Below are 11,447 nucleotides of genomic sequence, written 5' to 3' on the forward strand. Positions count from 1 at the left end.
GATGATCTGCTCTTCCGTAAAGCGGCTGCGCTTCATGCTCTGGTCCTCATATGGGCCAGAGCGAACTTCAATCTGGATTAAGTCCAGGGGGCAAGGTCACGGTTTACAAACAGTTATGAGGTTGTGAGCAGTCGGTATTGTAGTATGCAAGTTGCGTCACGAACGCTATCGAAGTTCGGCAAACATTGGCTTAGGGATGTAGCCGCATTAGCTTGAGGTGGCCAAGTAGCGGTCGACACTCGGAAGAGCGAGAGGATAGCGGCTTGGTGGTGGTGATGCTGGCGAGATTGCACGGGGAGGGACTCGGCCGTCCGATGCGCCCGAACTAAACCCTTCCCTTTTTCGTGACCCGCAAGCTACGGACGTAATACCCTTGTCGCTGAACGGTTGACCTGATCTCGTCGCTTACTTTGACAATTCGTTTTCTGCTCTTGCGCCACTTATTTGCAGAGTAAGGCCCGGGTATCGCCGAGCCTGTGCTTAGAACGAGCAAGTCACGCCTCCCATTTGCGATAGACATCAAACACTTTTCGCCCCCGCTAATCCAATCGAAGTAAACACAAAATACGTTTCGGTCATTCTGATCGACCAGCTTACAACCTCGAACCGGGGTGCGGGTTATAAATGTGCAACGCTCCGCGACGTCTGCTTCACGACGTGCCAAGCACGAAGACGCCCTCGACCGTCCTTGCTGCGCACCAGCGAGCAGACAGGAGGGAAACCGATTTTTCGCGCGTGGGTATGAGAACAAAGCGGTGGCGAATGGCGGTTCGATCGTTGAGAGCATGCACTAACTCCGCGGAGGCGAGGCCGGCCATCTATTCAGGAGTGCGGCCGCCCTTCGTGTCGGCCGACGCGGCACTTCGAAATACAGCTACGAGCCGATCACCTTCCCAAAGCTCCACGTCGTGCTCGCCACAGATTTGCTCGGCTCGACGTCTCGCCCCCTGCTCGTCAATGCAGTCGAGCTTTGCGGCACAGATCACTCGCCGGCTGCTGTCCACCACGAATACCTTGTACCGCATCATGACAGTCCCATCCAAAGAGCGACCGTCATCCTAATCGAATGTCCGTCTCAGGCAGTACCAAACTAGAGTGCAGCCGTGCGGAACCTTTGTACGTGTGGCAATTCGGCTATACCAGCGCTCTAGAATTCATCGATGGCTCAGCCGCGTACCGAACCGTGCGGCTCGAGCTTAAGATTGAGAAGCCGCCCAGCATCATCAGCAGCACACCCCGCCAGGTTAGCTTCCAGCTGCGCGCCTCGTCGGGCGCCTCTTCATTGCCCGCCCATCGGTATAGCTGGAGATGAGCCTGCGGGCGCGGCCGCGAGAAGCTGCTCGACGTCGACTTGGCTCGGCACGGACTGCTCGGGCGTGAGCTGGCCGCTCGGAAGATCGGCGACTGGTGGCGCCGACCGCGGGGGGATCGTCCCCGTAGCGAGATCGGAAGCGGCATCAGCTACGGTGACCTCGGGTGCAGGCGGTGTGCGCTGATATTCATTCGCCGGTGCGGAGCGCAATAGCTCCGCGCGCGCATCGATCACTGCGCCTCGGCTTTGCAGCGCGGACTCGTTCTCTGACAACTAACGAATCGGAAACCGTGGCGACTATCATGTTCTGACCAGTCGGAGTTACCTCATGTTCGGCCCACAAAGAGATGGATATCGAAGCGACCGAAATTGCACACTGGAAAGCGTTGGCGCAACGATTGTCGCTGCAACGGCTGGCTGACCCACTCCGACACGCCTTCGGGGTGTTCGACGAGGTCCTAACATCGCGCCAATCACGCGGCGGTCTTCCTACCATGCGGCAGTCCTTCTGAAGCTTTACATCTACGGTTATCTCAATCGGGTGCAGTTCAGTCGCCGCCTGGAACGTGAGGCGTGCCGCAATATCGAGGTGATGTGGCTGATCGGCCGCCTGGCTCCCGATCATAAGACGATCGCCGACTTCCGGAAGGACAATGGCGCGGCGATCCGGAAGGTTTGTGCGAAGTTCATTGCACTATGCCGGCAAATGGGCCTGTTGCAGACCCCAAGCGTCGCAATCGACGGCAGCAAGTTCAAGGCGGTGAACAACCGCGACCGCAACTTCACGCATGCCAAGATGGCGAGGCGGATGGCGCAGATTGAGGAAAGCGTCGGTCGATAGCCGCCTCCAAAGTTTTAGAGGCAACATCGGTACGCGCTCCGTCTCGCGATGCGAAACGCTCTCAGAGATTTCATCGAGGACCGCGCGCAGCCGTATCGAACATGAATGCCCCCAAAAAAGGGAAAGCCTCACCATAGCGGACTTTTCGCGCCCCGCGATTCAACAATGTTTGCGATTGGGGAGGCCAGTTTGTCTGCCCCTTCTTTTTGGAAGACGTTTCGACTGTGGACTCGCCCTCGAAGATCGGGATATTCGTCGGCCCACCGTTGGGGCCAGGAACTCGCGTGTCGAGACCCAGGCGAGCCTATAGGCAGGTAGCTCTTTCGATGTCGGTCGTCTTGCTTCTCGCAGCCGGTGCCGCGGCCCAGGAGGACAAGACCGACGACGACAAGCCGGCCGATCCGGACACGGGTGAGAGCACGGTTGAGGAAAAGACGCTCGGCCTACTGCCCAATCCGCTGCAGAAGTACGGTGTGAAGTTCGCGGCCACTTACATCGGCGAGGTGCTTGGGAGTGCTTCCGGCGGCCTGAAGCAGGGCGCCATCTACGAAGGCCGCCTGAACCTCGCCGTGGATGTCGACCTGCAGAAGCTCGTTGGCATCGACAAGCTCACTTTTCACGCCAACATGTTCCAAATTCATGGCGACGGCCTGTCCCGGCGCAATCTTCAGAACTTCTTCGTCGTCAGCGGAATCGAGGCTTTACCGTCCACGCGTCTCTACGAAGCCTATTTCGAGAAGCAATGGGGCGCGAAGAGGGTCTCGCTCAAAGCCGGCCAGCTCGCCGCCGACAGCGAATTCTTCAACACGAAGTACACGGACGTGTTCACCAATGCCTCGATGGGTTGGCCCGCGATCACGTCGCTCGACCTTCCCAGCGGCGGACCATCGCCACCTTTGGCGGCCATGGGCGCAAGACTGCTGGTCAACGTGACCGACCAGCTTTCGCTTCTGGGCGGGATCTTCGACGGCGACCAGGCCGGACCCGGATCCGGCGACCCCCAGGAGCGCAATCGCTACGGCGTTAATTTCCGCGTCAATGATCCGCCGTTGCTGCTCGGTCAGATCGAGTACGCCTGGAACAACAAGAAGGGCGATCCCAACCTGACCGGCCAGATCAAGTTCGGCGGCTGGCGGCACTTCGGCTCTTTCCCCGATCAACAGCTCGCGTCGAACGGCGTCTCGCTCGCCGCTCCCGGTAGCAGCGGCGAGCCCCTATTGCTGGCAGGAGACTTCGGTGGGTGGGCGGTCTTCGAGCAACAGATCTACCGCTTGCCTCACAGCGACGATCGTGGCATCGGTGTCTTCGCAAGAGCCGCCGGCGCGCCCGCCGATCGCAACCTGATCGATCTCTACGCCGATGCCGGCGTCGAGTTCATCGGGCTTCGCGACGATCGGCCCGACGACAAGTTCGGGATCGCCGCGGGTTATGCTCATGTCTCCAAACGGGCGCAGGCTCTCGACGCGGACTACCGGACGTTGGTCAATCCGAATTGGCCAGTGCGAAGCTTCGAAGGTTTGCTGACGGCCGTTTACCAGTATCAGATCAAGGATGGCTGGACGCTGCAGCCGAATTTCCAATACATCGTCCATCCCGGAGGCGGGGCCGCGCTGCCCGCCGGCGCTCTGGCAGGTAAGTCTCTCAAGAACGCTTCGATCTTCGGCCTCCGGACGACGCTCAAATTCTAGGATGGAGAGATCATGACAAGTCCTCAAAGCTCCATGGCGATGGATGTCAGCTTGACCCGGCGAAGTCTCGGCAGAGCGCTAAAATTGTCGGATGATTGGGGTAAACCGGAAGCGAGCGGCCAAATGTCCGAACGGTGCTTTTGACCCATCTCGGACATCGGGGTCATTGGTTTTGTTTCTGCGACATCCTGGCCAATATGAAGGTCTTTTGGATGGAGATGGGATCCTGTAATCTAGAGCTGCTTTTTTTTGAAACGGGACGTGCCGACGTCTCCGTTCGAGGCGAATGGCAGTGAAGAATGCCGTCGGCGGGCATTGCACTCTCAAAAGAACCAACCATTCTTTCTGCCGGTCACTGGCCGACCACTCGCCGTGCGCACGGGCACCCGAAACGAGGGAGGGCCGCTGATGGTCAAGAAGACACATCCTGAACCAGGCGATCCGGTGGCGGGCAATGGAGTTCTAAGCCGCCGTATCTTTCTTGAAGGCGCGCTCATTGTTGGTGCGACGGGCGCGGGCCTGTCCTGCGGATCGGCAGAACCGCTTGCGGTGCAGCCATGGATGAAGGTGCCGGGTCCGGGATTTGCGGGCTACGGCCAGCCCTCACCGTTCGAGAGCAAGGTCGTCAAAGTCTTTCCGCCGCCTCCCAATCCGGCCGGTGTCGGCGCATCACGCACGCCGTTGCACCTGCTCGAAGGAATGATCACGCCATCCGGGCTGCATTTCGAGCGTAGCCATTCCGGAATCCCAGAAATCGATCCCGATCAGCATCGGCTGGTGATCCATGGACTTGTGAAGCGGCCGCTTGTGTTTACGGTCGAAGCGCTGTCGCGCTATCCGATGCAATCACGCATCGCCTTCATCGAGTGTGGCGGCAACAGCCAGGCGCTCAACGCGCCTCAGGCGCAGCCGCTCAATGTAGCGGCTATTCACGGCCTGCTGGGTTGCGCGGAATGGACCGGCGTGCGGCTCTCCACGTTGCTCGACGAAGCTGGCATCGAACCTGAGGCGCGCTGGGTGATCGCCGAGGGCGCTGACGCTGCCGCTATGAGCCGCAGCATCCCGCTCACCAAAGCGATGGATGATGCGCTGCTCTGTCTCTATCAGAACGGCGAGCGAGTGCGGCCTTCGAACGGCTATCCGGTGCGGTTGCTGCTGCCTGGTTTCGAGGGCAACATGAACGTGAAGTGGCTGCGCCGGCTCAAGCTGACTGCCGGCCCCGCCATGACCAAAGACGAAACATCGAAATACACGATCCTGCTCAAGGATGAAAAGGCCTGGCAGTTCGTGTTCCCGATCGAAGTAAAATCCGTCATCACGCGTCCGTCGCCGGGACTCGCGTTGAGGGGACCGGGATTCTACGAGATTTCCGGGCTGGCCTGGTCGGGCAACGGCAGCATCCGGCAGGTCGACGTGTCGGCTGACGGCGGACGAAGCTGGGCGCCGGCAGCTTTGCAGGGCCCGATCCTACCAAAGGCGCCCGTGCGCTTCCGCGCAGCATGGCAATGGAATGGCGGTCCCGCCGTGCTGCAGAGTCGCGCCACCGACGACACGGGCATGGTGCAGCCAACGCGCGCGCAGTTTGCCGACGAGCGCGGCTTGCGTGGGGTCTACCACTACAACGCCATCGCAAGCTGGCGCATCGACGAGATGGGGGAGGCCAGCAATGTTTACGCTTAAAGCCGTTGCAGTCTGCGTAACTATGCTGACCATTGCACCGGCGGCCCTGGGCCAGGTTCCGCAGTTCGGCAAACCGATCGCGCCCGCCGACATCGCAGCGTGGGACATCAGCATCGGACCGGATGGCGCAGATCTACCGCCTGGTCGTGGCACCGCAATCGAGGGCGAAGCGATCTATGTCGCGAAATGTCAGGCCTGTCATGGCGAGAGGGGAACCAGCCCCAGTGTCGCGCTCGCTGGAGCGCTCGTCGGCGGCATGGGCACATTGGCGCCGGGCAAAACTCCGATAAAGACTGTTGGAAGTTTCTGGCCCTATGCAACAACGCTATTCGACTACATCCGCCGCGCCATGCCATTCCAAGAGTCGAAATCGCTCACTGCGGACGAGCTCTATGCAATATCGGCCTATATCCTTAATCTCAACGGGATCATTGGGCCAAACGATGTGATCGATGCGGACTCGCTGCCCAAGGTGAAGATGCCGAACCGCGACGGGTTTATCCCGTTCCCGCGCAATCCGAAGTAGGGCCAGACCTTGGTCCGTTTATGGCCTAGCCATTCGAGATAGGGAGGCGAATATGAATCGGCGCGGTGTGTTCAGCACGTCTGTACTGATGGCCCTGGGTGTCGCCCTGCTGCCGAGCAACGTCGTTGGTCAACAGAAGTCGATCAAGGAGCAACTCGTTGGGACCTGGACGTTCGTCTCCTCTACAACCAAACTTCCGGATGGCAGTCCGGCGTGGGGCACCAATCCAAAAGGGCTGCTGATCTTCACCGAGAACGGTTACTTCGCGTCGCAAATTGTGCGCTCCGATCTTCCGAAGTTTGCATCGAACAACCGCACACAGGGTACGCCAGAGGAAAACAAAGCCGTGGTGCAGGGAAGCATTGCAACCTTCGGCACATACACGGTCGATGAAACCAAAAAAACCTACACGCTGAAATTCGAGGGGAGTACGTTCCCAAATCGGGCAGAGACCGAACAGACTCGCGCATTCACAATCACTGCGGACGAATTGAAAATCGCGAATCCATTAACATCCGTTGGCGGCTCTTCTGAGCTCGACTACAAACGCGCCAAGTAGGTCCGAAAACGTGGGCCGCGCCCGGGGCGCGAGTTCATCGCAGGATTCGGCCGCGCGGGGGGCGCCTGGCCGTGCCCGCACTCAGCAGACGCTACGAAGAGCGACTGCAGTGGCGCCTCGACGGCCACCTCGCGCAGCCGATCGGCGCAGCGCATCGCGACGTCCTGCGAAGGCGACTGGAGCGGCCGCCGGCGCGCTCCGGAAATCTGTTCGTCGCCGTCTTGCTCGTTCGTCAGCCCGGACGCTTCCGTCATTGCCGAGGCTTCTTTCATATCCATGCGACTCTCCTGCTCTGGCATCAGGCGGACTTCCGTTGCGGCCTGGCGGCGGGCTTCTTTGCGTTGGTCGATAGGCCGAAGCCAACAGCATCAGAAACAGAGCGCGACTGGCTTGGTACCTGGCGGCGGCCCGCGTTCTTCCGATCCCTGCATCGCGGTATGGCCCTCGCTCGTGCACAGGCACCACCTGCAGACCCGACCACGCTTCTCACTTGGATGACAAAAAGAGGGAGTCGGTCCGGCATCGGCCGCTGGTGGATTGGCTCGACTACAACGGCTACACGGCCGTCATCAAGGCGACCAAGGAGTCGTTGCTCGCGTCTCGGCGATGATCTCAGAAAGCAAACCCTACCGGCTCGCACGGGCGTTAGAGCGAGACGTTCCACCGCCAACGCAAGCCGTGGTGAGTGAAGATCGCCGGATCGGGCTGTTGATGCTGCGGCGCTGGCCTTTGTTCTTTCAGTCGATCGAGAAGCCAAACGGATGCCAGACAAAGGAAAGGATGTGGGGTTGGCCTTCTTTCCAACGCGGTCGCGCGCGCCGCGCTCAATTTGTCTGCCGCTTTTGAACCGAAGCCTGGTCGATTAGGAAGTCGTCCAACTTCCCGCCGCCTCGAAGCTGCGGCCGCAGCCACCGAGGCAGCCTGCCGCGACCCGACCATGTCTCCGCCGGGTTCTTTGGATTGCGATATCTGGGACGAACGGGCGGGTATGGACGGCGCTTACGATCGAACCTTGTGGCCTCGTCAGCCAGTCCAATGAGCCGCTGTGCCCCTGGTAGCGGCGCAATAGCGGACCTCACCTAAGGTCCGAGTTGGGCCTACACCGGACATTGCCGCCGTGAACGCGCCGCCGGCCGTAATCTCGCTGTCTTTCACGGGTTGGGTCGAACTCGCACGGCGGTATTATGGTCGGAAGGTCAGCCCAATGTCCGGACAGATGAGGTGCCATCGAGAAAAGATCGGGATATAATGCTGGTTGCTCAAGGCCACACCGAAAAGAATAGGTGGCCGCAATGCAGTCGATTGCGCACTGGCTCCATGCACTCGGTTTCGAGCAATACGCGCAACGTTTTGCCGAAAATGAAATCGATGTCTCGGTACTCCCCCATCTGACTGACCAAGACCTCAAGGACATCGGCATTCCGCTCGGGCACCGGCGGAAAATCCTTGCAGCCATCAGCGAGCGCACGTCCGCGGCGCAGGTCGCATCCTCTGCTGCTTCCATGCCGTCGAAAACCTCGGACGCCGCGGAACGCCGTCAGCTCACGGTCATGTTCGTCGACCTCGTCGGCTCTACCGCCTTGTCGGGGCGGCTTGACCCTGAGGAGTTGCGCGACATCATTGGCGCCTATCACCGCCGGTGCGCCGAGGTGATCACCAGGTCCGGCGGCTTTGTTGCGAAGTATCTCGGTGACGGCGTGCTGGCCTATTTCGGTTACCCGCAGGCACATGAGGAGGACGCCGAACAATCGGTGCGTACGGGCCTCGCCTTGATCGAAGCCGTGGCCAAGCTCGATGCAGGCCAGGGGACCTCGTTGCAGGTGCGTGTCGGTATCGCCACGGGCCTCGTAGTCGTCGGTGATCTGCTCGGCGAAGGCGCCGCTCAGGAACAATCGGTCATTGGCGAGACCCCTAACCTTGCGGCAAGGCTTCAGGGGCTTGCCGAACCGAACACGGTCGTCATCGCAGACGGCACGCGCCGCATGCTTGGCGGCCTGTTTGAGTATCGCGATCTCGGTCCATTGGCGATCGCGGGTATGGACCGTCCAGTGCAGGTCTGGCGGGTCCTGGGCGCGGGCCAGGTCGGCAGTCGATTCGAGGCCCTACGCGCCGCCAGCACGCCATTGATCGGTCGGGAGGAAGAGATCGCGTTGTTGACGCGGCGCTGGGAGCGGGCCAAGGCCGGCGACGGTTCCGTCGTCCTGATCGTCGGTGAGCCGGGCATCGGCAAGTCGCGCATCGCACAAACCCTGCTGGAGCAGTTGGGCGAGGAGCCGCACACGCGGTTGCGTTATTTCTGCTCGCCACATCATCAGCACAGTGCGCTTTATCCCAGCATCACCCAGCTCGAGCAGGCGGCCGGATTTCGACGCGAGGATACGGCCGAGACCCGCTTGGATAAGCTTGTGGCGGCGCTGGCTCTGGCCAACCAGGAGCTGGGCGAAGCTGTCCCTCTATTGGCGGACTTGCTGTCTATACCGACCGGCGACCGCTACCCGCCGCTTAATCTCTCGCCGCAGAAGCGCAAGGAGAAAACACTTCAGGTGCAGGTGGCGCAGGTCACGGGGCTCGCGGCGCAGCAGCCGCTGCTGATGCTATGGGAAGACATCCACTGGAGCGATCCCACCACGCTGGAGTCGCTGGATCTATTGATCGACCGGGCCGCGACGTTGCGGGTCCTGGTTATTCTCACCTTTCGACCGGAGTTCACGCCGCCCTGGGTCGGCCGTCCGCACGTGACATTGCTCAGTCTCAACCGCTTGCCACCTCGGCACCGCGCCGAGATGATCGCGCACGTAACCGGGGGCAAGACCTTACCCAGGGAGATTGCCGATCAGATCATCGATCGCACGGACGGCGTGCCGTTGTTCATCGAGGAGCTGACCAAGTTTGTCCTTGAGAGCGGACGGATGACCGATGCCGGCGACCATCGGGCGATCCCAACGACGCTCCAAGCCTCCCTTCTGGCCCGGCTCGATCGATTGGCGCCGGTGCGAGAAGTGGCTCAGATCGGAGCGGCGCTCGGCCGGCAGTTCTCGCATGAGTTAATCAGCGCAGTGTCGCGGATGCCACCGCAGGAACTGGAGGGCGCCTTGGCGCGGCTCGTGCGCGCCGAGTTGATTTTCCGGCGCGGGACGCCGCCTGACGCGGAGTACACTTTCAAGCACGCGCTTGTACAGGATGCCGTCTACAGCACCTTGCTGCGCGCCCGGCGCCAGCAACTTCACGCCAACATCGTGCGGGTGCTGGAGGAGCAGTTTCCCGGTATAGGCGAAACACACCCCGAGCTTCTTGCCCACCACTGCACACGAGCAGGTCTTATTGAGAAAGGGGTCGCCTATCGGCACCGGGCCGGACGTCACGCGATGGCGCGCTCGGCCATGATCGAGGCCGTGGCCCAGCTGGCGCAAGGTCTGGAACTATCAGCCGACCTGCCCGCCGGGGATGAGCGCGATCAGCTCGAACTCGACGTGCAGGTGGCATTGGGGGCGGCGTTCGTCGCCACCAAGGGCTTCGCAGCGCTGGAGGTCGGAAGGGCCTATGAACGTGCCCGGGAGCTGTGCCGGCAGCGGGCCGATCATCCCGAGTTGCCCGCCGTTCTGTGGGGTTTGTACGTGCATCATATGCATCGATCCGGCGTCGACGTCGGCTACGAATTTGCCGAGGAGCTGCTACGCCTCGCAGAACACCGGCGAGATCCGGCTGCCTGCGCCGTTGGCCATCGGTGCTTAGCGGTCGGCGCGATGCACCGGGGCAACCAGCGGCTTGCGCTTGCGCATTTCGAGCTGGCGCTCGCGCCTTATGATCGGGCTGATCACCGATCCCCCGTGTTCCTGTCTGACCTCCGGGTCGCCTCGCTGAATTTTATCCCTTTGATTCTGCTGTGGCGGGGCGAAATAGACCAGGCGATAGCGCGCAGCCGCGCGGCATTTGCCGCGGCGCAGGAGCTGGGTGATGCCTACACTTTGAGTCATGTCTTCCATCTGAACTGCTGGCTCTATCAGCATCTCGGCGATTCAACGACCGTGAGAGAGCGGGCGGAGGCGGCGATGAAGCTTACCGCGGAGCACGGTTTTCCGCTCTGGGAAGTTTGTGCTGCGTTTTGGTACGGCTGGGCGTTCGCCGCCGCTGGTGAGGTCACGGCAGGCTCCGCGCAGATGCGCAGTGCCTTAGCGGCCAAGGACGGCCTGGGCGTTGTCAACCAAGTACCCTTTCTTTTGGGCGTACTAGCAGACATTTGCACTCAAGCTGGAGACTCAACCGAAGCGCGCGATCTGCTGACCGAGGCGCTGGGAATTGTCGACAGAACGCAGGAGCGGTGGTTTGAAGCTGAGCTGCATCGCCTCAGGGCCGAGGCGCTCCTTGCGAGCTCGCCCAGTGATTCGGTAGAAGCCGAAGCCTCGCTCCGCCACGCCCTGGCCGTGGCTCGAGAGCAGGAGGCCAGGTTTTGGGAGCTGCGCGCCGCCACAAGTCTCGCCCGCCTCTGGCGCGACCACGACAAGCGCATCGAGGCTCGCGATCTCCTCGCGCCGATCTACGGCTCCTTCACCGAAGGCTTCGATACGCGCTACCTCAAAGAAGCCGCCGCGCTGCTTGCTGAATTGGCCTAGAAAAGCCTATTGATGAAGTCTGCGACTTCTGCTCCGGGCCGATTCTGTTGAAAAAGGCCGGCAGTATTTAGTTGTAATAGCTCCGTCGCGACTTGGCCGAACTGCTCAATCGGCTCTATGCGAGCCTCGGCCTGGGCATCGGGATCAGCTTGGCCATCTTTCGAAGGTTTTGGGCGGTGGCTGCGAGGATGAACTCGTCACGCGCGCCGTTTGGACCTCGTAAACGCAAAC

The 11,447-nt window shown here is 61.1% G+C and carries 7 protein-coding genes and 2 pseudogenes; 6 read left to right on the forward strand and 3 right to left on the reverse strand.

Annotated elements, in window-relative coordinates:
* Positions 1-325 precede the first annotated feature (325 nt).
* A pseudogene (locus IVA78_RS09135) lies at positions 326-527 on the reverse strand (hypothetical protein).
* Positions 528-1,787: 1,260 nt separating this feature from the next.
* Here IVA78_RS09135 and IVA78_RS09140 point away from each other — a divergent pair.
* The 5 genes and pseudogenes from IVA78_RS09140 to IVA78_RS09160 form a co-directional block, all read left to right on the forward strand.
* Positions 1,788-2,144 (forward strand): annotated as a pseudogene (locus tag IVA78_RS09140) (transposase); the annotation flags it as partial.
* Positions 2,145-2,479: 335 nt separating this feature from the next.
* Positions 2,480-3,841 (forward strand): carbohydrate porin, encoded by a 1,362-nt coding sequence (locus IVA78_RS09145; protein ID WP_247465038.1) that lies wholly within the window; start codon positions 2,480-2,482, stop codon positions 3,839-3,841.
* Between the two features lie 408 nt (positions 3,842-4,249).
* Positions 4,250-5,521, forward strand: a complete 1,272-nt coding sequence (gene soxC, locus IVA78_RS09150) for a sulfite dehydrogenase (RefSeq protein ID WP_247465054.1) — start codon at positions 4,250-4,252, stop codon at positions 5,519-5,521.
* Positions 5,508-6,047 carry a cytochrome c gene (locus IVA78_RS09155; RefSeq protein WP_247465058.1) on the forward strand — a complete coding sequence of 180 codons (540 nt, stop codon included), beginning with the start codon at positions 5,508-5,510 and terminating at the stop codon, positions 6,045-6,047. The genes soxC and IVA78_RS09155 overlap by 14 nt, the downstream gene beginning before the upstream one ends.
* Positions 6,048-6,099: 52 nt before the next feature.
* Positions 6,100-6,606, forward strand: coding sequence for a lipocalin-like domain-containing protein (locus tag IVA78_RS09160; RefSeq protein WP_247465061.1), 507 nt, complete (start codon positions 6,100-6,102; stop codon positions 6,604-6,606).
* On the opposite strand, the gene IVA78_RS09165 is transcribed toward IVA78_RS09160, so the two are convergent.
* Complete coding sequence (locus IVA78_RS09165) at positions 6,588-6,884, reverse strand: hypothetical protein (RefSeq protein WP_247465064.1); 297 nt, start codon at positions 6,882-6,884, stop codon at positions 6,588-6,590. The two genes, IVA78_RS09160 and IVA78_RS09165, sit on opposite strands and share 19 nt — an antisense overlap.
* 546 nt (positions 6,885-7,430) lie before the next feature.
* Positions 7,431-7,685, reverse strand: a complete 255-nt coding sequence (locus IVA78_RS09170) for an H-NS family nucleoid-associated regulatory protein (protein WP_346275289.1) — start codon at positions 7,683-7,685, stop codon at positions 7,431-7,433.
* Between the two features lie 213 nt (positions 7,686-7,898).
* On the opposite strand from IVA78_RS09170, the gene IVA78_RS09175 reads away from it, so the two are divergent.
* Positions 7,899-11,216, forward strand: a complete 3,318-nt coding sequence (locus tag IVA78_RS09175) for an adenylate/guanylate cyclase domain-containing protein (protein WP_247465067.1) — start codon at positions 7,899-7,901, stop codon at positions 11,214-11,216.
* Positions 11,217-11,447: the final 231 nt, after the last annotated feature.

The organism is Bradyrhizobium sp. 137 (assembly GCF_023074095.1).
In the GTDB taxonomy this organism is placed as follows: domain Bacteria; phylum Pseudomonadota; class Alphaproteobacteria; order Rhizobiales; family Xanthobacteraceae; genus Bradyrhizobium.